Annotated in this window: 23 protein-coding genes; 9 read left to right on the forward strand and 14 right to left on the reverse strand. The window is 73.6% G+C overall.

The genetic code is table 11. The features are described from left to right. Positions 1-46 precede the first annotated feature (46 nt). From ACFQ8C_RS14235 to ACFQ8C_RS14245, 3 genes are read right to left on the reverse strand one after another with little or no spacing between them, the layout of a single operon-like run. Positions 47-1558, reverse strand: a complete 1512-nt coding sequence (locus ACFQ8C_RS14235) for a PTS transporter subunit EIIC (protein ID WP_383456335.1) — start codon at positions 1556-1558, stop codon at positions 47-49. Positions 1559-1604: 46 nt separating this feature from the next. Next, positions 1605-2549 carry an N-acetylmuramic acid 6-phosphate etherase gene (gene murQ, locus ACFQ8C_RS14240; protein ID WP_383456338.1) on the reverse strand — a complete coding sequence of 315 codons (945 nt, stop codon included), beginning with the start codon at positions 2547-2549 and terminating at the stop codon, positions 1605-1607. A 2-nt stretch (positions 2550-2551) separates the two neighbouring features. Then, complete coding sequence (locus ACFQ8C_RS14245) at positions 2552-3526, reverse strand: MurR/RpiR family transcriptional regulator (protein ID WP_383456341.1); 975 nt, start codon at positions 3524-3526, stop codon at positions 2552-2554. Between the two features lie 102 nt (positions 3527-3628). Between ACFQ8C_RS14245 and ACFQ8C_RS14250 the strand changes: the two genes are divergently transcribed. Then, the gene (locus ACFQ8C_RS14250; protein ID WP_383456344.1) at positions 3629-3985 is read left to right on the forward strand and encodes a hypothetical protein; all 357 of its coding nucleotides are present in this window, start codon (positions 3629-3631) and stop codon (positions 3983-3985) included. Between the two features lie 36 nt (positions 3986-4021). Beyond that, entirely contained in the window at positions 4022-4309 is a 288-nt protein-coding gene (locus ACFQ8C_RS14255) for a DUF4031 domain-containing protein (RefSeq protein ID WP_383456347.1), read from the forward strand. 60 nt (positions 4310-4369) lie between these two features. Here the strand turns inward: ACFQ8C_RS14255 and ACFQ8C_RS14260 are convergent, their stop codons facing one another. From ACFQ8C_RS14260 to ACFQ8C_RS14275, 4 genes are all read right to left on the reverse strand, one after another. Then, entirely contained in the window at positions 4370-9013 is a 4644-nt protein-coding gene (locus ACFQ8C_RS14260; RefSeq protein WP_383456350.1) for a caspase family protein, read from the reverse strand. 8 nt (positions 9014-9021) lie between these two features. Beyond that, positions 9022-9372 carry a hypothetical protein gene (locus tag ACFQ8C_RS14265; protein WP_383456354.1) on the reverse strand — a complete coding sequence of 117 codons (351 nt, stop codon included), beginning with the start codon at positions 9370-9372 and terminating at the stop codon, positions 9022-9024. A 93-nt stretch (positions 9373-9465) separates the two neighbouring features. Beyond that, positions 9466-10677, reverse strand: coding sequence for a Cmx/CmrA family chloramphenicol efflux MFS transporter (locus tag ACFQ8C_RS14270; RefSeq protein ID WP_383456463.1), 1212 nt, complete (start codon positions 10675-10677; stop codon positions 9466-9468). 582 nt (positions 10678-11259) lie between these two features. Continuing rightward, positions 11260-11937 (reverse strand): hypothetical protein, encoded by a 678-nt coding sequence (locus ACFQ8C_RS14275; protein WP_383456356.1) that lies wholly within the window; start codon positions 11935-11937, stop codon positions 11260-11262. A 191-nt stretch (positions 11938-12128) separates the two neighbouring features. Here ACFQ8C_RS14275 and ACFQ8C_RS14280 point away from each other — a divergent pair, with 191 nt between their 5' ends. From ACFQ8C_RS14280 to ACFQ8C_RS14300, 5 genes are all read left to right on the forward strand, one after another. Then, the gene (locus ACFQ8C_RS14280) at positions 12129-13571 is read left to right on the forward strand and encodes an MFS transporter (RefSeq protein WP_383456359.1); all 1443 of its coding nucleotides are present in this window, start codon (positions 12129-12131) and stop codon (positions 13569-13571) included. A 249-nt stretch (positions 13572-13820) separates the two neighbouring features. Continuing rightward, complete coding sequence (locus ACFQ8C_RS14285) at positions 13821-14099, forward strand: hypothetical protein (protein WP_383456361.1); 279 nt, start codon at positions 13821-13823, stop codon at positions 14097-14099. 57 nt (positions 14100-14156) lie between these two features. Further along, a complete protein-coding gene (locus ACFQ8C_RS14290) occupies positions 14157-14468 on the forward strand; it encodes a DUF2087 domain-containing protein (RefSeq protein WP_383456364.1) in 312 nt (103 codons plus the stop codon). Next, positions 14465-15076 (forward strand): LysE family transporter, encoded by a 612-nt coding sequence (locus tag ACFQ8C_RS14295; protein ID WP_383456365.1) that lies wholly within the window; start codon positions 14465-14467, stop codon positions 15074-15076. The genes ACFQ8C_RS14290 and ACFQ8C_RS14295 overlap by 4 nt, the downstream gene beginning before the upstream one ends. 71 nt (positions 15077-15147) lie before the next feature. Continuing rightward, complete coding sequence (locus ACFQ8C_RS14300) at positions 15148-16500, forward strand: amino acid permease (protein WP_383456368.1); 1353 nt, start codon at positions 15148-15150, stop codon at positions 16498-16500. Here the strand turns inward: ACFQ8C_RS14300 and ACFQ8C_RS14305 are convergent. From ACFQ8C_RS14305 to ACFQ8C_RS14315, 3 genes are all read right to left on the reverse strand, one after another. After that, complete coding sequence (locus ACFQ8C_RS14305; protein WP_383456370.1) at positions 16451-17122, reverse strand: TetR/AcrR family transcriptional regulator; 672 nt, start codon at positions 17120-17122, stop codon at positions 16451-16453. The two genes, ACFQ8C_RS14300 and ACFQ8C_RS14305, sit on opposite strands and share 50 nt — an antisense overlap. 91 nt (positions 17123-17213) lie before the next feature. Then, positions 17214-17699 (reverse strand): cupin domain-containing protein, encoded by a 486-nt coding sequence (locus tag ACFQ8C_RS14310; RefSeq protein WP_383456373.1) that lies wholly within the window; start codon positions 17697-17699, stop codon positions 17214-17216. A 66-nt stretch (positions 17700-17765) separates the two neighbouring features. Next, positions 17766-18845, reverse strand: coding sequence for an MFS transporter (locus ACFQ8C_RS14315; RefSeq protein WP_383456375.1), 1080 nt, complete (start codon positions 18843-18845; stop codon positions 17766-17768). A gap of 238 nt (positions 18846-19083) precedes the next feature. Here ACFQ8C_RS14315 and ACFQ8C_RS14320 point away from each other — a divergent pair, with 238 nt between their 5' ends. Then, a complete protein-coding gene (locus ACFQ8C_RS14320) occupies positions 19084-19689 on the forward strand; it encodes an NADPH-dependent FMN reductase (protein ID WP_383456378.1) in 606 nt (201 codons plus the stop codon). Here the strand turns inward: ACFQ8C_RS14320 and ACFQ8C_RS14325 are convergent, their stop codons facing one another. Further along, a complete protein-coding gene (locus ACFQ8C_RS14325) occupies positions 19690-19977 on the reverse strand; it encodes a hypothetical protein (protein ID WP_383456380.1) in 288 nt (95 codons plus the stop codon). Between the two features lie 244 nt (positions 19978-20221). Continuing rightward, positions 20222-21427, reverse strand: coding sequence for a serine hydrolase domain-containing protein (locus tag ACFQ8C_RS14330; protein WP_383456382.1), 1206 nt, complete (start codon positions 21425-21427; stop codon positions 20222-20224). 248 nt (positions 21428-21675) lie between these two features. On the opposite strand from ACFQ8C_RS14330, the gene ACFQ8C_RS14335 reads away from it, so the two are divergent. Then, positions 21676-22299 carry a histidine phosphatase family protein gene (locus tag ACFQ8C_RS14335; RefSeq protein WP_383456385.1) on the forward strand — a complete coding sequence of 208 codons (624 nt, stop codon included), beginning with the start codon at positions 21676-21678 and terminating at the stop codon, positions 22297-22299. 90 nt (positions 22300-22389) lie between these two features. Here the strand turns inward: ACFQ8C_RS14335 and ACFQ8C_RS14340 are convergent, their stop codons facing one another. Next, complete coding sequence (locus tag ACFQ8C_RS14340; protein WP_383456464.1) at positions 22390-22671, reverse strand: metal-sensitive transcriptional regulator; 282 nt, start codon at positions 22669-22671, stop codon at positions 22390-22392. 40 nt (positions 22672-22711) lie between these two features. Beyond that, positions 22712-24976: a heavy metal translocating P-type ATPase gene (locus ACFQ8C_RS14345; protein WP_383456388.1), complete on the reverse strand. Its 2265-nt coding sequence runs from the start codon at positions 24974-24976 to the stop codon at positions 22712-22714.

The raw sequence follows: 24976 nt of genomic DNA on the forward strand, positions 1-24976 counted from the left end.
GGGCGCGCGTCACGCGCGCCCGGGGGCGGGGCCGGGGTGTGCCGGGTCAGACCTTCACCGGCTCCGCGGTGGTGCCGGTGTCGGTGCCGGCCGCGGGCCCGCCGGCGGCCACCGGCCGCGCCTCCGCCGCCTCGGCCGCCGCCTCCGTGTCCACGTCGAACTCCTCGATCAGCTCGCGGCTGAAGCCCCAGAAGTAGGTGGCGACGAAGCCGACGAGGTAGCCGACGATCAGGCCGCCCGCGTAGATCGCGATCGTCGAGCCGAGGCCCTTGTTCCCGTCGAGGAGCGGGAAGAGCGCCCAGCCGGACGGGCCGATGGCGGTGGAACCGACCTTGTCGCCCAGCATGTTGAAGAGGCCGACGAAGCCGCCGCCGAACGCGCCGCCGACGCAGGCCGTGACGAAGGGACGGCCCAGCGGGAGGGAGACGCCGTAGATCAGCGGCTCGCCGACACCGAGGAAGCCGGCCGGGAGGGCGGACTTGATGGTGCGGCGGATGGAGCCGTTGCGGGGCAGCTTGAGGTAGACGGCCATGGCCGCGCCGACCTGGCCCGCGCCCGCCATCGCCAGGATCGGGAGGAGGACGGTGTAGCCCTGCTGCTCGATGAGGGTGGTGTGGATCGGGATGAGGGCCTGGTGGAGGCCGAGCATGACCAGCGGCAGGAAGAGGCCGCCGAGGAGGAGGCCGGCGCCGGCGCCGGCGTTCTCCAGGAGCCAGTTGGCGAAGTCGCCGATGCCCTGCGAGACCTCGCCCGCGACGAACATCAGGCCGAAGATCGTGACCAGGCCGGAGACGAGCACCGTGAGCGTCGGGGTGACCAGGACGTCCAGGGACTCCGGCACCCAGCGGCGGCACCACTTCTCGACGTACACGGCGAGGACGGCCGCGCCGAGCGCGCCGAGGACACCGCCCTGGCCGGGCGAGAGGGTCTGGCCGAAGACCTCGATCTTCGCCACGCCCGCGTAGACGATGATGGCGGCGACCGCGCCGCCGAGGATCGGCGTGCCGCCGAACTCCTTCGCCGTGTTGTAGCCGACGAAGACCGCGATGAGGGCCATGAAGCCGCTCGCGATGGCGGCGAGCGCCGGGGTGACGCCGGGCAGCCAGCCGAGGTTGATCAGCAGGCCGTTGAGGCCGGCGATGATGCCGCAGCCGATGAGGGCGGGGATCAGCGGGACGAAGATGTTCGCGATCTTGCGGAGGAAGAGCTTGAAGGGGGTCGCGTTCTTCGCCTTACGGGCCGCCTTGATCGCGGCGCCCTGGGCCGCCAGGTCGTCGGCGGAGGCGACCGGCGTCGGGGCCTCGGCCACCAGGGCCTCGAACGCGGGGGTCACGCGGGCGACCGTGCCCGGGCCGAGGACGATCTGGTAGGTGTCGTCCTCCACCACACCCATCACGGACGGCAGGGCCTTCAGGGCCTCGTCCCGGACGAGCGAGCGGTCGCGCAGCCCCAGCCGGAGGCGGGTCATGCAGTGGGCCACGGAGGTGATGTTCCCGGCGCCGCCGACGAGGGGGAGGATCGCGGCGGCGATGGCGCGGTTCTTGTCGTCTGTGCTCATGGTGCGGTGGTGCCTTCGGTGCGGGGGTGGGGGAGGAGCGTGCGGCTCAGGTGGCCGTGTGCAGGGCCGCGCGCAGGTGGCCGCGGGAGTCCTTCAGGCGCTGCGCCGCGGTGGCGGCGTCGACGTCGGCGAGGATGATCAGGATGGCGTTCTTCACCTCTCCCCCGGCGGCGGTGAGGGCGGCCTCGATCTGCTCGTCGGGGGCGCCGGTCGCGAGCGCGACGATGCGGCGCGAGCGGGCCCGGAGCTTCTCGTTGGAGGCGCGGACGTCGACCATGAGGTTCCCGTAGGTCTTGCCCAGCCGGATCATGGTGATCGTCGAGATCATGTTGAGGACCAGCTTCTGCGCCGTGCCGGCCTTCAACCGGGTGGAACCGGTGAGGAGTTCGGGCCCGGCGACGACCTCGATGCCGTGTTCGGCGGCGGCCGCGAGGGCGCTCTCCGCGTTGCAGGACAGGCCGATGGTGAGCGCGCCGAGGCCGCGGGCGTGCTCGACGGCGCCGATGGCGTACGGGGTGCGGCCGGAGGCGGAGATGCCGACCACGGTGTCGTCGGGGCCGACCCCGAGCGCGTCCAGGTCGGCGGCGGCGAGCTCCTTGGAGTCCTCGGCGCCCTCGACGGCCTGGATCATGGCGGAGGGGCCGCCCGCGATCAGGCCGACGACCCGGGAGGGGTCGGTGTTGAAGGTGGGCGGGCACTCGCTGGCGTCGAGGACGCCGAGCCGCCCGGCGGTGCCGGCGCCCAGGTAGAGGAGCCGGCCGCCGCGGGCCATCCGCTCGGCGGTGGCGTCGATGGCGGCGGCGATGGCGGGGAGCGCGCGGGCGACGGCGGCGGGGACGGACTGGTCCTCGCCGTTCATGGTGCGGGCGATCTCCAGGGTGGACAGCCGGTCGATCTCGGCCAGTTCGGGGCGGAACGCCTCGGTGGTGAGGGTGGCCAGCTGGGCGCGGAGCTCGGAGTACGTGGTGGACACGGCGGGCTGCTCTTTCATGGTCAGCGGGTGGTTCGGGGGGAGTGGCGGTGGGCGAGGGCTTCGTACGAGGCCGCGAGGGCAGGGGCCGCCGTCTCGTACGTGCGCTGGGTGACGCAGGTGAACAGGCAGTCCACGACCAGGAGTTGGCTGGTACGGGACGACATGGCGGCCGGCCGGAGCTCGCTCTCGCGGGCGGTGGAGGTGGTCAGCACGTGGTCGGCGTACTGGCTGACGGGACCGTCCGGGCGGCCGGTGACCGCGACCGTGGTGGCGCCGTGCTCGAAGGCCACCCGGAGCGGTTCTATGACGTCGCCGGTGGAGCCGGAGTGGGTGATGGCGAGGGCGACGTCGCCGGGGCGGAGCTGCACGGCGTTGGTGACGGCGAGGTGCGGGTCGCTGTGGGCGTGGGCGACGAGCCCGATCCGCAGCAGCTTCTGCACGAGGTCCTGGGCGACGAGGCCGGAGGCGCCGACGCCGTACACGTCGATCCGGCGGGCGGTGGCGCAGGCCGCGGCGACGGCGCCGAGCTGCACGGTGTCGAGCCCGGCGGCGGTGTCGGCGAGCGTCTGCCGCTCGTCGTGGGCGAGCTTGGCGACGACGTCGGCGACCGGGTCGTCGACGGCGATGTCGGCGGTGACGGACGGGGCCCGGCCCGACTGCTGCTGGGCGGCGAGCCCGGCGAGCGCGAGTCTGAGGTCGCGGTAGCCCGGGTAGCCGAGGATCCGCGCGGTGCGGACCACGGTGGCCTCGCTGGTGCCGGTCAGCTCGGCGAGACCGGTGACCGTGAGGGCGGCGCACCCGGCGGGGTCCCCGGCGACGGCCTCGGCGACCCGCTGCATGGAGCGGGTCATGGAAGGGGAGAGGGTCCGCACCTTGGCGGCGAGCGCGGCGGGAGCGGGCGGCGCGGTCGCGGAGGAGGCGGACGCGGGTGAGGGGGACACGGAGGGGGCGGTCGCCGTCTCGCCGCTGAAAGTTTCCTTCACGTCATTGGTCACGCCTGAAAGATACTTTCATCATCCCGCCCCGACAAGCCCCCGTACGTCCCTGAGGGGGAGGGGACCTTCGTCCTTCCCGGGCGGCCGGGGGACAATGACCCCATGGACGACATCGACCCCGTCGAGCAGGCGCTGCACACCGCTCGCGCCCTGGTGCTGGCCGACCTCGCGGCCCGTGACGTGGCCGCCGCCCAGGTCGTGTCGATGGTCGAGGACGCGGTCACGCACCGCCGCTGGTGGGTCGAGCAGTGGCCCGAGGGCGCGGAGTACGTCGCGGGCCTCGTCGCCCAGGACGTCCAGGACGCCCTCCTGGAGGCGTACGGCCGCTGGCCGCTCTGCCCCGTCTGCTCCTCCGGCGACCCCCACGCCCTCGACGTCGAACCGGAGCTGGGCCCCGACCCCCACTGGGTCTGCGGCAAGCAGGGCGTGGTGGTGGCCCGGGTGGGCGGGCTGACGTGAGAAGACGCCCCCGCCGGTCCGGGGCGGGAGTCTGACGTGGCCCTCTACATCGACCCCCCGACCTGGCCCGGCCACGGCCGCATGTGGTCCCACCTGGTCAGCGACGTCTCCTTCGAGGAGCTGCACGCCTTCGCCGCCGACCTCGGCGCACCGGCCCGCGGCTTCGACCGCGACCACTACGACATCCCGGCCGACTGGTACGAGGCGGCGGTGGCGGCCGGCGCCGTCCAGGTCGGCTCCAAGGAACTCCTCCTCCGCCTCACGGCCGCCGGCCTCCGCCGCCCCAAGGGGCGCCCGGCGCGGGGGCCGGCGCCGCGCACCTGACCGCCCGGGCCGTCTCCTCCGGATCCTGCCGGGCTCGCGGCGTGATCCGTAGGAGCCCGCCTAAGCCGACGCGAACCAGTCCGCGGCCTCGTGCCGCATGCCGAGCGCCGTCGCCCGGTCGGCGACCGTCCGGAAGGGGAGCCGCAGACGGGCGGCGACGGCGGCCAACACGGGCAGACCGACGGAGCCGGGCGGCTCGTCGTCCGGCTTCTTACCGTCCCCCAGGTCCGCGAGGAGCACCTTCTCGGCGGTGCGCTCCGCCAGGTGCTCGGGGGTGGGGGGCTCGACGGTGAAGCCGAAGCCGGTGACGTGCTCGGCGACGTCCTCGGCGGGCCGGCCGACGTGCTCGGCGACGGCGTCCAGGAGGGCGGGGCCGACGGACTCCGTCGGTTCGCCGGCGAAACAGAAGTAGGCGATTTCGAGGTCGCGCTTCGTGAAGTCGTCGAACGCGAGGTTCCGGGCACAGTCGTACCCGAGCCCGGTGAGACGTTCGCGCGTCTGTTTCATGGGAAAGTCCCACCGATGGGCGAGGGCGCTCATCTCGGAGGCGTCCAGATGGGCCCCGTCCTGGGGCCATCGGGCGTTTCTCGAGGTGTAGAAGGTCGAACCCAGGAAGGCGAAGTCCTGCCGGGTGAACGGTGGTGGGCCGCCGTCGAGCTCCGGGACGGTGAAGCCCAGTTCCGAGAGGCGGGAAGCGACCTCCTCCGCTGTACGGCCGGTGCGGTCGGCGGCGAACCAGAGGTGGACCCGGGGCACCGGCAGGTAGGGGGAGAGGAGGGCGCTCCCATGGCTGACCAGAGCCTCGTCGGCGTCCGTGAGTCCGGGCAGGGCCTCGTCCTCGCAGGGGAGCGTGAACCCGGCACGGGCGAAGACGGCGGCTGCTTCGCGCGGGGTCACCCCCGTTCCGCAGGCGGCGGTGACGATCGCCGTCACGGAGATGTCCGCAGACTCCCGGGCATGGGCATCGGCGGTGGTGTCCCTCACGTACTCCCGGAGTACGGCCTTCTCCTCGGAGGACAGGGGGCCGTCGGGGACGTCGTGGGGGACGGTGAAGCCCAGTTCCCCGAGCCGTTTCGCGGCCTGGCGGGGCGAGACCTCGGCGTACGCGGCACTCAGGAAGATCTGCGGCAGCGGGAGGGCGGTGCCCGGCTTCCGGCAGAAGTCGTCTCCCCATCGCTCCCGGAGGAGGGGGAGATCGGCGGGCTTCGCGGCCTCGGCGCCGTACAGCGGTGCCACGGTGAAGCCCAGTTCCCGCATCCGCTCCGCGAGGTGCGCCGCCGGGTACCCGGTCACGTTCATGATCTCGAAGAGGACATCGGGTGAGACGGGCTTCCTCGGGTCACGCCACCGCGGGAGCACGGCCAGGCTGGCGAGTCCGGTGTTCCTGTAGGAGAGCGAGGGCACGGCGTAGAGGGCCGTGCCTGATTCCGGGCCGCTCAGCCAGTTGTCCGCCTCTCTTGCCCATTGGTGGGCCGCGTAGGGCTGGGACAGGAGGAGGGCGAGATCGGACGGCCGCGCCGTGGGACGGTCGTGGAGGGGGGCGGGGGCCGGGGCGAGCGGGTCGCCGAGACCGGCCGCGTAGAGCGTGTGCAGGCGCCAGCCGAGTACCTGCTCGGGCGTCGAGCGAAGAAGAGTCGCCAGGTGCACGGACGGGTCCTCGCCGTAGTCGCCGTCGACCAGGGGCAGGAGCACGGCGTCGGGGGTGAAGACCCCGACGTCCCCGATGGGCCGTTCGGCCGTGCCCACGGGCCAGGGAAACTCGGCCTCGGCCGCCCGCTCGACGATGTCGTCGGCGAGGATGACCGAGTACGCGGCGAGGTGGGCGAGCCAGAGCGGTGTCAGTACCCCGCGTGCCGTCGTGAACAGGCTGGGAATTGCCTGGTGGACGAGGTTCTTCACATGGTCGACGTCGACTTTCCGCAGGTGGTTGCGGTCGATGCTCAGTTCCGGCTGGTGTGGGCCGACGAGGTTGACCACGGTGCCGTACGGCTGCTCGCTCTCGGGTCCTTCCGCGTACAGGCCGTCGGCCAGGAGCCAGCCCAGGCCGTCGGTCCACCAGACTTCGGGAAGCTCGGAGGGGTGGAAGGAGAAAGGACCCTGGTTCCGGTTGCCCCTCTTCCGGAGCTGGGCCTCGTGTCCGTCCGCGGACAGCTCGTCCGGCAGCCATTCGTGGTTCCGGAAGCCGTGCTCGGCCGTCGTCCGGTACGGCGCCAGCCACAGGACCTCCTGCAGGGCCTCCACGCAGGAGACCCGTTCCTGGTGGTCGGCGAGGAGGAGCCGGACCGTGGTTCCCGGTTCCGTGCCCTCTCCGAGGTCGTCGATCCGGAAGAGGTTGCCGGGGCCGGCGATGCGGACCCGGAGGAGGCGGCCCGGGCGGCCGTCGAGCCCCATGCGGCAGGTGCGGACCTCGATCTCGTCCGCCAGCATGAAGTAGCTCAGGACGCCGATCCCGAAGCGGCTGTTGGGAAAGAGCTCGATCTTCGGCTCGCCCAGCTCGGTCCAGGCCGACTGCTCCTCGATGTACTCGGGCAGGTCGACGAAGCGGGTGCCGCCCTGGGAGAAGACCTTGCCCAGCTCGTCGATGCCCATCCCGACCCCGTTGTCCCGGCATTCGAGGTACGGGCGCTCCTGTTCGTCGATGCCCTGGACGAACTCGATGAGCCCTTCCCAGGGGGCGACCGGGTGGCCCCTCCGGCGCAGGTACTCCACGCGGCGGTCGCGGTAGCGGACCGCGTCCAGGGCGTTCTGGTACAGCTCGCGGATGGCCAGGTCCCGCTCGCCGTACAGTCCCTCGCCCATCAGGAGTTCCTGGACGCGGTCCTCGGCGAGCTGGAAGCGGATGCCGTCCGCCATGCGGGCGGCGGTGGCGCCGCTGAGGCGGACCAGGTCGGCGTCCGCGTACGGGGGGAGGGCACGGAGGGCGGTGAGGTGCTCCGAGCGGTTGACGGCGCGGAGGAGGGCGTCCGCGTGGCGGGCGTGCTCGCGCAGGGCGATCTGGACGGCCGGGTGGTCGCAGACCGCGTGGAGGGAGCGGCCCGTGCCGGACTGGCGCCAGTCCGAGCCCCGGACCGCCGTGAGGAGCCCGGCGAGGTCGACGCTGTCGGAGATGCCGAGGTGTTCCACGACGATCTCGGGGAGCTCCAGGGGGTCGACGGCGAAGGCCTGGGCCGCCTTGGCCAGGGCTTCGACGAGGTCCCCGCGGATGAGGTGCTCGTCCCGGGTGGCGGCGGCGACGAACTCCCTCGCGTCACCGCCCTGTGCCGCGACGGTGAAGGGGGCGGCGCGCATGTCCCGGAGGAGGTCCAGGAACCGGCTGTCCGAGAGGGTCGCCGGGACCCAGGCGGGGCACTCGGCGTCCTTCGGGAGCGGGCCCAGGAGCTCCTTGAGGGTCTCGGAGGTGTACAGCTCGGGCTGGCGGGTGAGCCACCGGTGGTAGAGCCACCAACGGATGCGCTCCACGGACCCGTCGGCGGTTCCGCGCTGGTCGAGGGTGCGCAGGCGGCGCTTGAGGCGGGGGAAGCCGCGGACGAACTTGCGGAAGCGCTGCTGCTCGGGCGAGGCCGTGGAGCCGGAGGCCTCCGGCTCCAGTACGTGGGTGCGCCGGGCCGCCTCGTGGGACCAGAAGGCCTGGCTCACGAGGGGGAGGAGGACGAGGAGGGCGGCCTCGCTGGGGGACAGGGCGGTGCCCTTGCCGAGCTTGGCGAGGAAGGCCAGCCGTTCCAGGGTGCGGCGGGCCAGCTCGCGGTCGTGCCAGGGGTCGTCGCGGAGGGCGTGTGCCGCGTCCTCGTACGCCTCCGAGAGCCGTGCCGCCATCGTGACGCAGGTGCGCCGGAGGGCGTCCCGTGCCGGCGAGGGGTCGACGAGGTCCCACACGAGGTGCTCGGCGGCCTGGACCCACGGGTGGACCGAGGCGCTGCGCGGGGGCCCGGGGAGGACGGAGAACTCCCGGTGGGGCACGTCCGTGTCGACGCGGACCTGCTGGACCCGGCCCTTCTTCCCATAGGCGGCGTGGAGGGCGGAGACCCGCTCCTGCACGGCGTCGGCGAAGCCCGCGATGTCGAGCCGGTGGGCCGTTTCGGCGACGACGTCGGAGACGGCGCGGGAGAAGAGGCTGAAGGAGTCGCCCGGCTGGGTGTCGACGTCGGAGCCCGGCGCGACCTCGTCCTTCTCGCGCACGAAGCGCGCGTACTGGCCGGTCGAGCAGGCGTAGACGTAGGCGACCTTGCGGCGCAGGGCGGCCTCGATCTTCCGGGGTTCCCAGCCGATCTTCCGCGGCGGCGCCTTGATGTCCCGTTCGACTCCCTCGCGGCAGGCGTCGACGAGGAAGACCACGTGCTCCGCGGCGCAGTTCTCCAGGTCCTTCTGCCAGCCGATCTCCACACAGGCGTCGGCGAAGGGCTCGATCTCGTGCGAGGCGTCCTCGGGGATCAGGTAGTCCCTGCCCTCGAAGTGCAGGCCGTGTCCGCTGATGAGGACGAAGAGGCTGTCGCCCCGCTTGGCTTCCTGGAGGAAGCGGCGGACGTTGCCGTTCACGACGTTGGGCGTGATGCCCCGTGGCGACTCGACGATCTTCACCGGCTGGAAGTCACGCGCGGACAGCGCCTGGCTGAGCCGCTGGAGATCGTCCCTGACGAAGGGGAGGGAAGGGATCCCCTCGTCGTCGTACTCGCTCGCCCCGATGAGCAGGGCCTTGTACCGGGCCATGCGGAGGACTACGCCGGGCGCTTGAAGGTGAGCGTCAGTCCTCGGGTGCCGGCGACCTGTCCGCCGCCGACGAGCTGGATGCCGCCTCCGGCCGTCACCTGGAAGGTGATCTGGGCTTCGGCGAGGGGGAGAGTGCCCTCGCGCGCCGCGATGTCGGCGAAGACCTTCTGGAGGGCGTCCACGGTCTCGGCCAGGTTCTTGCGGAGCGGGCCGAGGGGGACGGGGCGGAGGACCGAGTCGGCGTCGCCGCCACCCCTGCGGAAGAGGCCGCCCATGGCGTCGTCCTCGTCGGTCTCCTCGACCTCGACCCAGAACGGCAGCGTCGTCCCGTCCACCGCGTCGTTCACGTTCTCGGTCAAGACCGCCCCCTGGTTCGTCGCTCGTCGTCGATGCCTCAACCACTTTAAAGGTCATGGCACTTGCAGGGGCGCGTCTTGGTCGGAGGGGTTCGCTCAGTTGCCCTGTCGGGACGGTTCGGGTGCCGGTGCGCCCTGGGCGCCCATCACCACGAGGGACTTCCGCGGGCGGGTCAGGCGGAGGGAGACCGCGGCCGCCGCGAGGGCCAGGAGGGTCATGGCCGCGCCCGCCCAGGCCGGGGAGGCGTAGCCGAGGTCGGCGTCGATGACGGTGCCGCCCAGCCAGGGGCCGCCGGTGTTGCCCAGGTTGAAGGCGGCGGTGGTGGTGGCGCCGGCGAGGGTGGGGGCGGCGCCGGCGACGTTGAACATGCGGGCGTTGAGGGCGGGGGCCGTGTAGAAGGCGGAGACGCCGAGCAGGAAGGCCAGGAGGATCGTGGCCACCGGGGAGGCGGCGAGGACCGCCAGGGCCGCCAGGAAGACCGTCGAGGCCGTGATGCCGGTGAGGAGGACGCCGAAGAGGTGGGCGTCGGCGACCCGGCCGCCGATCGTCGTGCCGATCAGGGCGCCGATGCCGAAGAGGGCCAGGACGGCCGAGACCCAGGTCTTGTCGAGGCCCGAGACGTCGGTGAGGAGCGGGGCCAGGTAGGAGAAGGCGCAGAAGACGCCGCCGGCGGCCAGGGCGGTGATCACGATCGACAGGAGGACCTGGCGGTCCCGGTAGATCGTGAGCTCCTGACGGAGGCGGGGCTTCCTCTCGGGGAGGGGGATGTGGGGGATGCGGGTCACCACGCCCACCAGCGCGATCGCGGAGGCGGCGCCCACCGCCCAGAAGGCGGAGCGCCAGCCCAGGTGCTCGCCGAGGAAGGCGCCGGCGGGGACGCCGAGGACGTTGGCGATGGAGAGGCCGCCGATCATGACGGCCATGGCGCGGGCGCGGGCGGAGACCGGGACCATCGCGATGGCGACGGCCGCGCCGACGGCCCAGAAGCCGGCGCAGGCGAGTGCGCTGACCACCCGGGACGCGAAGAGGACCCCGTACCCCGGGGCGAGCGCGCCGGCTATCTGGCCGAGGCCGAAGACGGCGATCAGGGCCACCAGGGTCGTCTTGCGGGGGAGGCGGAGGGTGGCCACCGCGAGGAGCGGGGCGCCGATCACCATGCCGATGGCGAAGGCCGAGATGAGGAGGCCGGCCTGGGGGATGGAGACGTCCATGTCCTCCGCGATGGGGGGCAGGAGGCCGGAGAGCATGAACTCGCTCGTGCCGAGCGCGAAGACGGAGAGGCCGAGGATGGAGACGGCCAGGGGCATCCGGGGGGACGGGGCGGCGGGGGTGGCGGCGGTGGGCTCGGCGGAGGGGTAGGGCATGACATAGGTCAACGGGGAATTCGTTCCGGTCATTCCGGGAGGCGTGTTCTTCTCGTCATACGAGATCTCCTTCCGGTGATCCGCGGCGGCCTTGTTCCTTTTCGGCGCCCGACCGGTTCCGTGGTGAGGGAGTCGTGATGTGGGGGGAGTCGCCGATGAGGCCGGCCGGTGGCCGGCGCTCCTTCCGGTCGGCCTCCGTGTCGCGGTCGGCCTCGACCTCCGTCCTGGTGGTCCTCTTCGCCCCGAAGCCGACGACGTGGCCGGTGAGGGCGGTGGGGACGGCTGTCCCCGGGGCGGGGGTGTCGGCGGCGCCCGGGGAAAGCCGCGCCTCCGCGGACTCCTTCTCCAGGGCGCTCCGCGTGCTTTTCCCGGAGGGCTTCGGATTCCTTCCCTCGGAATCCGCGGATGCGCCACCGCGCGCGGTCACCGGGAAAGGGCGGGTATCGCGGTGGTGGGAGGAAGGGCCGTGCGCGGTCTCATGTTCCTTTTCGTTTCCGGGCGTTGGCGCACGCGGTGGTTCCGCCGTCAGTCCGCGGCCAGTTCCCCGAGTTCCCTTTCCAGGTTCTCCCGCGCCTTCTCCTCCCAGACCGCCGCGCCGTACGGGGTGCGGAAGAGGCGGGGCAGGCCGAGGAGCTGGCGGAGGACGGCGGCGCGGCCCTCGCGGAAGGCGTCGTCGGGGACGAAGGCGTACTCCTCGCGGACGGCCGCCGCATACCCCCGGTAGGTGTCGGGGTCGGTGGCGAGGATCGCGAGGTCGGCGTCGCAGAGGGTCTCGCCGTTGAGGTCGCCGGGGGCCGGGTCGTGGGTGAGGGTGAGGCGGACCAGGCGGGCCACCTCGGCGACCTCGTGGGGCGTCAACCCGGCTTCCGTCAGGGCGCGTTCGGCGAGGTGGGCCGAGCGTTCCTCGTTCTCGGAGCGGTCGGGGCGGTAGACGGCGTCGTGGAACCAGGCGGCGAGCCGGACGAGTTCGAGCTCCCCGCCCTCGCCGCCCTGGTCGGTGAGCTCGTCGACGCGGTCGAGGACCGCCCGCAGGTGCGCGGTGGTGTGGTAGCGGCGCTGGGGTTCGGCCCAGCGGGCGAGCAGGTCGTGGCCGTACGGGGCGGGGTCGGGGCCCTCGCGGCCGGCGCGGGCGGCACGCAGGGTGGCGTTCCAGCGCCGGAGGAGTTCGCCGGTCTCGGTCGCGCTGTCCTCGGTTGCGGTCATGGGCGCATTGTGCCCGCCCGGGGGGCCGGATCCGTGGCGGAAGCGGGCGCCCGATTCACTCTTACATACCCCCCATGGGTATGCTACGTTACTCCGCGAAGGTACCCCCCAGGGGTATATGAACGACCCGGGTCGGCCCCGGCCACCGGTCGGCCCCGGCCACCGGTCGGCCGCGAGCGAAGGGCAGGGCGATGTCGAACGTCAACCCCCGGCGCTGGTGGGCACTTCTCGTGCTCGCCACCGCCCAGTTCATGGTCATCATGGACACCTCGATCATCGGGGTCGCGCTCCCCGAGATGCAGAAGGACCTGGGCTTCTCCCAGGGCGAGCTCCAGTGGGTCTTCAACGCCTACGTGATCGTCTTCGGCGGCCTGCTGCTCCTCGGCGGACGCCTCTCCGACCTCGTCGGGGCCCGGAGGATCTTCGTCACCGGCTGGGTCGTGATGATCGTCGGCTCGGTCCTCGCCGCCGCCGCGCAGACCGCCTGGGTCGAGATCGCCGGCCGCGCCGTCCAGGGCGTCGGCGGCGCGCTCATCGCGCCCTCCGCGATGACCCTCCTGATGATGCTCTTCACGCACGACCCGAAGGAGCTCGGCAAGGCGATGGCGCTGTACGGCGCGGCCGCCCCGGCCGGCGGCACCGCGGGCGTCTTCCTCGGCGGCGTCTTCACCGAGTGGGCCGCCTGGCAGTGGGTCTTCGTCATCTACGTCCCGATCGGCCTCGCGACCCTCGCCGCCACCCGGCTCCTCCCCGAGGTCGGGTCCCGCCGCGGCTCCGTCGACGTCCTCGGCGCCGCCGCCGTCACCGCCGGCCTCGCGCTCGCCGTCTTCGCCGTCGTCCGGGCCCCCGAGGCCGGCTGGGGCGCCACCGCCACCGTCCTCCGGCTGGCCGGCGCCGCCGCCCTCCTGGTCCTCTTCCTCGTGATCCAGAAGTCGGTCCGCGAGCCCCTCATGCCGCTCGGCGTCTGGCGGGTCCCGCGCCTCGGCTCGGCCAACCTGGCGATGGCGCTGCTCGGCGCCGCGTGGATCCCGATGTGGTACTTCCTCAACCTCTACCTCCAGCAGGTCCTCGGCTACGGGGCCTTCGCCTCCGGCGCCGCGCTGCTCCCGATGACCGTGCTCCTCATGGTCTTCATGACGGCCGTCACCTCCCGCCTGATGACGAGGGTCGGAGCCAAGCCGCTCGTCGGCACCGGCCTGCTGCTCCTCGCCGCCGGCCTGGTCTGGCTCGCCGCCGTCGAGCCCACCGGCACCTTCCTCGTCGACGTCCTGCCGGCCTCGCTGGTCGCCGCGCTCGGCATGTCCCTCGCCTACATCCCGGCGATGATCGCCGCGATGTCCGGCGCCCCGCAGGAGCAGGCCGGCCTCGCCTCCGGCATCGTCAACACCAGCTACAACGTCGGCTCCGCGCTCGGCCTCGCCGCCCTCACCGCGGTCGCCATGGCGCAGGGCGCCGACCGGCTCGGCGACCTGCCCGAGCTCACCGAGGGCTTCTCGGCCGCCTTCGTCGGCGCCGCGGTCATCGCCGCCGCCGGCGGTGTGATCACCCTCCTGGTGATGAAGGGCGACAAGACCGTGGCCGCCGAGGCCGCCGCCTCCGCCCCCGCCCCGCAGGGCGAGAAGGCCGCCGCCTGAACCGCCCGGCGCGGTGCCCCGTCCCTCCCGAGGAGCCGCCCGACGTCCGCCCCGGACGCCGGGCGGCCCCTTTCCCCGGCCCCTTTCCCCGGCCCCTTCCCCCGGCCCCTTCCCCCGGCCCCTTTCCCCCGGGCCCGGTCCGAACGGGGCCGGGGGTCTCGCCCGTTCGGGCCCCGTCGCGGTGCGGGGCCCCGGGGGCGGGGGTGAGCTGGTCGGGACCCCCACCCCCGCACCCACGGGAGCAGCAGCATGGCCGTCATCGTCACCGTCGAGATCCCCGGCGGCACCCAGGAGCAGTACGAGTCCACGACCCGGCGGCTCACCGGCGCCGAGTGGTGGCCCCCGCAGGGCTTCCTCGCCCACGCGGCGGGCCCGGACGGGTCCGGCGGCTGGCGGGTGGTGGACTTCTGGGATTCCGAGGAGGACTTCCTCGCCTTCGCGGCGAAGGCCCGTCCGATCTTCCTGGAGGAGGGCATGCCGCCGATCCTGCCGACCTTCCGGGACGCGGTGAACGTCATCGTCCGCTGACCGCCGGAGGACCGAAAACCCTTTGCGGGGCGGGGGCGTGGCCGACACCCTTCCCCCATGAGCAGCCATCCTTCCCCCAGGTCCGTCGCGGACCTGTTCTCCGCCGAGGGACGCCTCGTCGCGATCCCGCGCCGCGTGGGCCGCCGCGAGGCGCTCCTCGCCCACCTCGCGGAGACCCTCTTCGAGTCCGGCCGCGTGTACCGCGAGCCGGAGGTCAACGAGGCGCTGAAGAGCGTCCACGAGGACTACCCGGCCCTTCGCCGGTATCTCGTCGTCGGCGGCTTCCTCGCCCGCACGAAGGACGGCGCGGCCTACCACCGACAGCGCACGGCCCCGGTCACCGGAGGTGCGGCCCCCGCCGTCGCGTGACCGCCGCGGTGGTGGCCGGCCTGCTGGCCGGCTACGGCATCGCGGTCCCGGTGGGCGCCGTCGGCGCGCACCTGGTGGCGGTCGCGGCCCGCAGCCCGTGGCGTACGGGAGCGGGCGCGGCGCTCGGCATCGCGGCGGCGGACGGGGTGTACGCCCTGGTCGCGGTCGCCGGAGGGGCCGCGCTCGTGCCGCTCCTCGCGCCGGTGGCGACGCCCCTGCGATGGGCGTCCGCACTCGTCCTGCTGGCCCTCGCGGCGGCCTCGGCCCGTACCGCGCTCCGCGCCCACCGCGCCGGGACCCCGGCGGAGGAACGGCCGGTGACGACACCGCACCGGGCCTTCCTGACCTTCCTCGGCATCACGATCCTCAACCCGATGACGGTCCTGTACTTCACGGCCCTCGTCCTCGGCGGTCACGCCACGACGGGGCCGGCCGAGGCGGCCGTCTTCGTCGCCGCGGCCTTCGCCGCCTCGGCGAGCTGGCAGCTGCTGCTCGCCGGCACCGGCACCCTCCTCGGCCACGCCCTGACGGGCGCCCGCGCCCGGCTCCTCACGGGCCTGGTGTCGAGCACCCTGATCGCGGTCCTGGCGGTGGGTCTCATGAGGTGACCGGACGGGGGGCCCGGCGCGTGCCTGGTGGACACTTCCTTCCGATCACCATGATCCGGATCGGGGGAGACATGACGGAGCACAGGGCCGAGCGCGTGGCCGAGCCAGGGATTCCGGTGCGCGGGCTGCGCCGGAGACATCTGGCGATGATCGCGCTCGGCGGGGCCATCGGCGCCGGGCTGTTCGTGGGGTCGGGGGTGGGGATCGCGGCCGCGGGGCCCGGCATCCTCGTCTCCTACGCGCTCGCCGGCGTGCTCACGGTGCTGGTGATGCGGATGCTCGGCGACCTGTCGGCCGAGTGGCCGGTGGCCGGTGCGTTCGCGGAGCACGCGCGGCGGGCCTTCGGCGGCTGGGCCGGACTGCTGGCCGGCTGGATGTACTGGGCGCTGCTCGTCGTGAGCGTCGCGGCGGAGGCGATCGGCGCGGCCAGGATCGCCCACGGCTGGGTGCCGTCCGTGCCCCCGTGGGCGTGGGTCGCGGTCTTCATGGCCGTCTTCACCACGGTCAACCTGGCCGGTGTGCGCCGCTTCGGCGAGCTGGAGTTCTGGTTCGCCGGCCTGAAGATCGCCGCCATCGCCGGCTTCCTGCTGCTCGGCGGCGCCGCCCTCGCGGGCCTGGTCGGCGGTTTCCCCTCGCCGGGGGCGGCCCACCTCACCGCCGAAGGCGGCTTCCTGCCGCACGGCTGGCACGGGGTGGCCGTCGGCATGGTCGCCGCCGTCTTCGCCTTCGGCGGTCTGGAGACCGTCACGATCGCCGCCGCCGAGTGCGAGGACCCGTCCCGCGCGGTCCGCTCCGGGGTCCGCGCGGTGATGTGGCGGGTGGCCGTCTGCTACCTCGGCTCGATGGCCGTCGTCGTCGCCCTCGTCCCCTGGAACGCTCCGGGTCTCGCCGAGGGCCCGTACACGGCGGTGATGGAACGGATCGGCGTTCCGGGCGCCGCCGACGTCATGGCCGCGGTCGTGCTGATCGCCCTGCTCTCCGCGATGAACGCCAACATCTACGGCTCCTCCCGGATGCTGAACGCCCTCGTGGAGCGCGGCGACGCCCCGCCCGCGCTCGGCCGCGTCCGCGCCGGCGTCCCGGTGGGCGCCGTCCTCGCCTCGGCCGCCTTCGGCTTCGCCTCGGTCGCGCTGAGCCTGCTGTGGCCGCGTACGGTCTTCCCGTTCCTGCTGAACTCGATCGGCGCGGCCATCCTGATCGTCTGGGCCCTGATCGCCGGCTCCCACCTGCGGCTGCGCGGCCCTTCCGTCGCCTCGGTCACGGCCCTCGCCGGCATCGGAGCCGTGCTCCTCTTCATGCTCGGCGACCCGGCGAGCCGCACCCAGCTGCTCACCACGGGCGCGTGGGCGGCGGGGCTGCTCGGCTGGGCGGCGGTCAGGCGCCGGTGGCGTACCGCGCCAGGAACAGGTCCACTCCCGAGCTGATCACCCGGTCCAGCTCGGCCTCCTCGATCCGCGCCTCGGGCGAGAAGGTCCGCACGAGCTGGGGCACCCCGAGCGTCGCCGCGACCAGCTGCTGGACCGCCAGCTTCGGGTCCGGCACGTCGAGGACGCCCCGCGCGTCCAGCTCGGTGAAGGCCTCGACGAGCGGGCCGTTGTTCATGTCGTAGCTGACCCGGTACCAGAGCTGCCCCAGCTGCGGGAACCGGTCTATCTCGCCGATGACGAGGCGGCGCAGCGACATGATGTCCGGCCGCAGCAGGATCCGCGCCCAGTCCGTCGTCAGCCGCACCAGCGCCGAGCGCAGGTCGGGGGCGGCGGCGATGGTGGAGTTCGTCGGCTCCAGATCCGCGTAGGTCTTCGGCAGCACTCCGCCGATGACCGCCAGGAACAGGCGCTCCTTGCTGCCGAAGTGCTTGTAGATCGTCGCCTTCGACACCCCGGACCGGGCCGTGATCGCGTCCATCGACGCCGCCGAGTACCCCTCCGCCAGGAACTCCGTCAGCGCGGCGTCGATGATCGCCTGCCGCTTGCGGGAGGCCGCGTCGGCGGGGTCGGGGATGACGGGGATCCCGTACTCGTCGAGGACGTCCTTGCTGGCGGCCATGGGTGCGTCCTAGGGGTGAGGGAGCAGGGCGGGAGGCGTCCCAGTATATGAACTGAACGGTTCGGTCTGCAAAGAAGGCTCCGGTTCCGGGTCACACGAAGAAGCTGTCGTGCTTCACGAGGAACGCCTCCCGCTCCTCGGCGCCGAGCCCGGCCAGGGCGCCGGCCTGCTCGAAGTACTCCTCGCGGGGGGCGCCCGGCGCGAACAGCATCAGCATCGACGCCGGCTCGCCCGACTCGTTCCGGAAGGCGTGCAGCCCGCCGACGGGGACGTAGAGGTGGTCGCCGGAACGGGCGTCCACCCAGCGCTCCCCGTCGAAGATCCGGATCGTCCCGGAGAGCACGAAGAACGCCTCCGACATCGCCTTGTGGAAGTGGGTGCCCGGCCCGGCCGACTCCGGGCCCATGTCCACCCGGTAGAGCCCGTACTCGCCCCGGGTGTCGAGCGTGGTGGAGAGGTAGTGGTACGCGGCGGGCGCGGCGCCCGTGGCGACGAAGTCGGGCGGGGTGCCGGCGGGCCGGAAGCGGGCGCTGATCTCGCCCTGGTCGCCGAGGTAACGGGGGTCGGGGTAGGACATGACGGCTCCGGAGAAGGATTGGGTCGGGTCGGGACGGGCCAGGAGGAGCGGGCCAGGAGAAGAGGGCTAGGAGAAGAGGGCGGCGGCGAGCGCCGGTCCGGCGGCCACGCCCACGAGGAAGGCGAAGTTGAACAGGCCGACGGCGGTGTCGTGCCGCTCCTCGGGCAGCCCCGCGGTCGAGGCGCCGGTGAGCAGCCCCTGACCGCCGGCGGTGACGAGCGAGGCGACACCGGACCCGGCCAGGACGACCCAGGCCCAGGGCCCCGAGGCGGCGAGGGCGACGGCGAGGGCGCCCCCGCCGGCCAGCACCCACCACCGGGCCCGGGCCCGGACGAGCCCCCAGGACGCCAGCGCCCCCGCGAGTGCGGCGAGGGCGGCGAACGCCCCGGTCCGCACGGGACTCCATCCGGTCATCCCGACGACGCGCTGGGGTCCGGCGTACATGAGCCCGAAGTTGACGGTGGAGAGGAGGAGCATGAGCGCGGCGGCGGAGAGGAACGCGCGCGAGCGGAGCACCGTCGACAGTCCGCCCGCGGGCGCCGCGGTGCCGGGCGTCTCCGCGCCGGGCGGCCGCGCTCCCGCCACGAGGTCCCGCGCCGCGGCCAGCACCACCAGGCTCAGCAGGGGCAGTACCAGCGCCCCGCGCCAGCCGGCCGTCGCCGCGATCGCCGCGCCGCCGAAGAGCCCCGCCGTCCCGCCCACCGCGCTGCCGATCGCGACGAGCCCGGCGGAGCGGCCGCTCCGGTCGCGGCCGGCGAGCTGGAAGGCCGCCACGTTGAACCCGGCCGCGCCGGCCGCGAGCAGGGCCCGCCCGGCCAGGGCGGCGGCGAACCCGGGGAGGAGGAGGACGAGCGCCGCCCCGGCGGCGACGAGCGCCGCCGCCGCCCGCAGCGTGCCGCTCGGCCCGCTCCGCCGCCCGGCGGCGGTCAGCAGGGGGGTGCCGACGGCCATCCCCACCCCGAACACGGTCAGGAGCCAGGCCGCCGTCCCGGTGGACACCCCGAGCGAGGCCGCCGCCTCGGGGACGACGAGCGCGGGCCCGGAGACCCCGGCCGCGGCGGGCGCGGCGAGCGCCGCGAGTACCGGTCCTCCGCCCCTCCTCCGCCGGTCCGCGGTGGAGGGAAGGGGCTGCGCCGGGGCCGTCACGACGCACCGCCCGCGGGTATCCGCTCCGGCCGGCCGGCCGGAGCGGTGACGGGGGCGGCGGTCCGCCCGGTGGCTGTCGGCAAGGGCTTCGGCGTGGCTGGCGTCATGGAGCGAGAGAACTACACCGTTTGGTTCACTGTCAAGACTGAACGGTTCGGTTGACGTATTGAACCGATCGGTTTACCTTCAGGGCGATCGCAGCCGACGCTGCCCTCACCACTCACCCAGGGGGACTCCCATGACCGCCACCGTGCTCGCCGTCTCCGGCTCGCTCCGCGCCGACTCGCACAACACGCTGCTGCTGCACGCGGCCCGCAAGTTCAACCCCGGCGGCCTCGACATCGAGATCTACGAGGACCTCCGCGAGATCCCGCCGTACGACCAGGACCTCGACCACCCCGACCGCCGTCCGGCCGTCGTGACGGAGCTGCGCCGGCGGGTCACCGAGGCGGACGGGATCCTCATCGCCACACCGGAGTTCAACTACTCGGTCCCGGGCGTGCTGAAGAACGCGATCGACTGGATCTCCACCGACCCGACCCGCGCCGAAGGCCTCCCGCTGCACCGCAAGCCCGTCGCGATCCTCGGTGCCGCGCCCACCAACTTCGGTACCGTCCGCGCCCAGTTGGCGCTGCGTCAGGTCTTCGTCTGGACGGACAGCGACGTCGTGGTGAAGCCGGAGGTCCACCTCTTCCGCTCGCACGAGCGCTTCGACGCCGACGGCACCCTGACGGACGAGACGTCCATCGGCCTCCTCCGCGACCTCCTGACCGCGCTCAGGTCGAAGATCGACGCCGGGAGCGGGTCCGCGGAAGCGCCCGCCGGCGGGTGCGCGAACGCGTGATCACTCGCGGTGGGCCAGGGCCAGCAGCGCGGCGGTCGTGAGGGCGGCGCCCGCCCCCATCAGGGCGCCCCGGGAGCGCCAGGACAGTGCCGACCACTGCGACTCCGCCGACAGCAGCGAGCCGAGGCTCGCCCAGGAGCCGACCGAGAGGACGGAGGCGGCGGAGCCGACCGAGCCGATGGACAGGAAGGAGCCCACCGAGCCGATCGACAGCGTCGAGCCGACCGACCCGATGGACAGGAAAGAGCTCCGGGAACCGAGGGACCAGCGGGAACAGTCAGCGCTCATGGCCCGATCGTAGGCACGGAACGCCATCCGGCGCAGGCCGGCGGGAACTCCGGTCCCTCCGGCGTCCCGAACCGGACGACCGCCCTGCACACCTCCGGGTGGTCGCACCCGAGGCCGGTCCACCGCGGCGCGGAGAACGTCCACACGGCGAAGCCCGCGAGGATCCACCGACCCCGGCCCTTCGGCAGGAACGGCCCGTATCCGCCGGGCCGTCGGAGGAACCGGTTCCCCCCCGCCGCCTTCGTCAGCCGCGCGGAGTGACCGATCCCGCGTAGACGTTCTCCGGCGTGATGATCTCCGTGACGGCCCGCGCCACCAGCGTGGAGGGCTCCTGGCCGCCGCTCAGGGCGTCGGTGGTGAGCATCAGGACGAGGGTGGCCTTCCGGGACGGGAGGTAGACGGTGACCGTCTCGTAGCCGGGGAGGGAGCCGTTGTGGCCGATCCAGCCGTTGGTGTTCAGGATGCCGAGGCCGTAGGAGGTCCCGGGGAAGCCCGTCGGCAGCGTCCTGAGGCGCTGCGCCTGGGTCGCGGGGCTCAGGAGTTCGCCGGTGGCGAGGACCCGGGCCCAGCGGCGCAGGTCTTCGAAGTCCGAGATCATCGCGCCCGCCGCCCAGGCCCAGCTCGGGTTCCAGTCGGTGGCGTCGGCGACGGCGCCGCTGAGGGTCTGGTCGGTGTAGCCGCGGGGGTGCGGCTTCGGGAACTCGGCGCCCTTCGGGAGGAACGAGTGCCGCAGCCCGGCCGGCCGGATCACCCGCTCGCGGAGGACCTCCGCGAGGGGCCGGCCGGTGACCTTCTCGATGACCAGGCCGAGGAGGACGAGGTTGGAGTTCGAGTACTGGAAGGTCGCGCCGGGCTGGAAGGTGTTCGCGTGCCGGTAGCCGTACGACAGCGCCTCCCACGGGTTGTACGGCCGCTTCGGCTCGCTCAGCAGGTCGTGGACGAAGTCCGGGTCGGAGGTGTACGGGAACAGTCCGCTGCGCATCCCGGCGAGCTGCCGCAGCGTGATCCGGTGGCCGTTCGGGACGCCCCGGACGTAGTCGTCGACGGGGTCGTCGAGCCCGACCCTGCCCTCGTCGACGAGCTGGAGCAGCGCGGTGACGGTGAAGGTCTTCGTCTCGCTGCCGATCCGGATGTACCCGTCGGGGGACATCGGCTCGCCGGTCTTCTTGTCCGCGACGCCGGTGGCCCGGACGTAGCACCCCTTGCCCGGCATCCAGACGCCGACGACCAGACCGGGGATGCCGGCCTGACGGCGGACCTTCTCGACGGTGGAGTCGAGCCGCGCGGTGGTGGCGGGCGGGAGGCCGTCGCCGTCCCGGCAGTCGTCGCCGTGCCGGAGCGGCACCGGAACGGGGGCCGCCGTCGCCGGCAGGGCGGCGGGGGCGAGGGCCGCCGCCGCGAGGAGCAGGGCGGTGGCGAGGAGCCTGCGGTGGGGGACGCGTCGTCGCATGGGGGAGCGCCTTCTCGGGGTGCGGGGGAGGGTGCGGGCGCTGCCAGATCAGCACCGGGACCCGGCCCGGCACCGCGGCTGCCGCCCGGAGCCGGGGCGAGTCCACCCGTACGGCCCCCGCCCGCGCGCCCGGTCACGGGCAGGCCCGGCCGGGCCCCGCCCGTCCCGGGTCGCCCGCGGGGGGAACCGGCCCGCGCTCCGGCGGCGTCCCTGGGGGGACCTGTACACGACGGAGAAGGTGCACCCACATGTCCGGCACTGCCGCCCGCTACCTCTACCTCACCCGGCACGGAGAGGCCACGCCCGACGAGAGCGCTCTGACGGAGGCGGGGCGGCGCCAGGCCGTGCTGCTCGGGGAGCGGCTCCGCGGCGTCCCGCTGACGGCGGTCCACCACGGGCCGCTCGCCCGCGCCGCGGAGACGGCCCGGCTGATCGGGGAGCAGCTCGACGGCGTACCGGTGCGCGTCCGCGACGAGGCCGGCGACTACGTCCCGTACCAGCCCTCCCGGGAGGAACTGCCGGGCGAGACGGCCGACGCGATGCTCGGCTTCCTCGACCTGTTCCCGGCGGAGGAGCGGGCGCGGGGCGCGGAGCTGGCCGCGGAGGCGGTCGCGCGCTTCACGGGGCCGGTCGCGGGGGACGAGCCGCGCCACGAGCTGCTCGTCACGCACAACTTCCTCGTCGGGTGGCTGGTGCGGGCGGCGCTGGACGCGCCGGCGTGGCGGTGGATGGGCGTCAACCACGCGAACGCGGCGCTGACCGTGATCCGTTACGCGCCCGGACGTCCCCCGGCCCTGCTCGTCTTCAACGACACCGCCCACCTCCCCGCCCCGCTCCGCTGGACCGGTTTCCCTCCGGAGCTCCACGTCTGACCCCGGTCGGCGCGGACGGCCCGGAACGCCGGCCGCCCCCGTGCGCGGCCCGCTCGCGCGGGCCCCGTACGGGGGCGGTCGGGGACTCCGTCAGGCCCGGATCAGCCGGGCGATCGCCTTCGACGCCTCGTCGACCTTCGCCTTCGCCCGGTCTCCGCCGACGGCGATCGCCTCCGTGACGCAGCAGCCGAGGTGCTCGTCCAGGAGGGCCACGGCGCAGGACCGGAGGGCCGCGTCGACGGCCGAGACCTGGGTCAGGACGTCGATGCAGTAGACGTCCTCGTCGACCATCCGCTGCACTCCCCGGACCTGTCCCTCGATCCGCCGGAGCCTTCTGATGATGTCTTCCTTGTGCTGTCCGTAACCGGCCACGGCGGGCTCCCGTCGCATCAGGGGGAGGAGGAGGGGCGGATCACTTGTCCGCGGGCTGGAAGCCGCGCAGCCGCAGGCTGTTGCCGACCACGAAGACCGAGGAGAAGGCCATCGCGGCGCCGGCGATCATCGGGTTGAGCAGTCCGGCCGCGGCGAGCGGCAGGGCGGCCACGTTGTAGGCGAAGGCCCAGAAGAGGTTGGACCGGATGGTGCCGAGCGTCCTGCGGGAGAGCCGGATGGCGTCCGCCGCGGCCCGCAGGTCCCCTCGTACGAGGGTGAGGTCGCCGGCCTCGATCGCCGCGTCCGTGCCGGTGCCCATCGCCAGACCGAGGTCGGCCTGGGCGAGTGCGGCGGCGTCGTTGACCCCGTCGCCGACCATGGCGACCGAACGGCCCTCGGCCTGGAGCTTCCTGACGACGTCGACCTTGTCCTGCGGCATGACCTCGGCGATGACCTCGGCGATGCCGACCTCGGCGGCGACCGACTCGGCGACCGCCTTGTTGTCGCCGGTCAGCAGGATCGGGGTGAGCCCGAGGCCCTTGAGCCGGCGGATCGCCTCCGCGCTGGTCTCCTTGATCGCGTCGGCGACCTCCAGGACCGCGCGGGCCTCCCCGTCCCAGGCGACCGCGATGGCCGTCTTCCCGGCCTTCTCCGCCGCGTCCTTCGCGGACCTGAGGCTCGCGGGCAGTTCCATCGCCCACTCTTCGAGCAGCTTCTCGCGGCCGACGAGGACGGCGTGGCCGTCGACGACGCCCTGGACGCCGAGACCGGGGACGTTGGCGAAGTCCTCGGGGGTGGGCAGGGCGCCGACCTTCGCGGCGGCGCCGGTGGCGACGGCCTGGGCGATCGGGTGCTCGGAGGAGTGCTCCAGGGCGCCGGCCAGGCGCAGCACGTCGGTCTCGTCCGTACCGGCGGCCGTGTGGACCTTGATGAGGGTCATCCGGCCGGTGGTGACGGTGCCGGTCTTGTCCAGGACGATGGTGTCGACCTTGCGGGTGGTCTCCAGGACCTCCGGGCCCTTGATCAGGATGCCGAGCTGCGCGCCGCGGCCGGTGCCGACCATGAGGGCGGTCGGGGTGGCCAGGCCCAGGGCGCACGGGCAGGCGATGATCAGGACGGCGACGGCGGCGGTGAAGGCGGCGGTCAGGCCCTGGCCGGTGCCGAGCCAGAAGCCGAGGGTGCCGAGCGAGAGCGCGATGACGATCGGCACGAAGACGGCCGAGATCCTGTCGGCGAGGCGCTGGGCGGCGGCCTTGCCGTTCTGCGCGTCCTCGACGAGCTTCGCCATCCGGGCGAGCTGGGTGTCGGCGCCGACGCGGGTGGCCTCGACGACCAGACGGCCGCCGGCGTTCAGGGTGGCGCCGGTGACGGCGTCGCCGGCGGAGACCTCGACCGGCACGGACTCGCCGGTGAGCATGGAGGCGTCGACGGCGGACGAGCCCTCGACGACGACGCCGTCCGTGGCGATCTTCTCGCCGGGGCGGACCAGGAAGCGGTCGCCGACCTGGAGTTCGGCGGTGGGCACGGTGATCTCGCGCCCGTTCTCGACGACGGTGACCTCCTTGGCGCCCAGCTGCATCAGCGCCTTGAGCGCGGCGCCGGCCTTCCGCTTCGAGCGGGCCTCGAAGTAGCGGCCCGCCAGGATGAAGGCGGTGACGCCGGCGGCGGCCTCCAGGTAGATGTTCCCGGCGCCGTCGGTGCGGGCGATGGTGAACTCGAAGGGGTGCGTCATCCCCGGCGTGCCGGCCGTGCCGAAGAACAGCGCCCACAGGGACCACAGGAACGCGGCGGTCGTGCCGACCGAGATCAGGGTGTCCATGGTGGCCGCGCCGTGCCGGGCGTTGGTCCAGGCGGCCTTGTGGAAGGGCCAGGCGGCGTAGACGACGACCGGCGCGGCGAGCGTCAGGCTGAGCCACTGCCAGTACTCGATCTGGAGCGCCGGGATCATCGCCATCGCGATGACGGGCACGGCGAGGGCGACGGCGGTGATCAGCCGCTGCCTCAGCGGCCGCAGCTCGGCGTCCGCCTTCTCCTCGTCGGAGGGGCCGCTCTCGCCGGGGCTGGCGGGCCGCGGGGGAGCGGGCTCCTCGGCGGTGTAGCCGGTGGCCTCGACGGTGGCGATCAGGTCGGCGACCGGGATGTCGGCGGCGAAGGTGACCTTCGCCTTCTCGGTCGCGTAGTTGACGGTGGCCTCGACCCCGTCCATGCGGTTGAGCTTCTTCTCGATGCGGGCCGCGCACGAGGCGCAGGTCATGCCGCCGATGGCGAGCTCGACCTGGGCGGTGCCCGGAGTGGTCGTGGTCAT

Source organism: Streptomyces sp. NPDC056503, assembly GCF_042794995.1.
GTDB lineage: Bacteria > Actinomycetota > Actinomycetes > Streptomycetales > Streptomycetaceae > Streptomyces.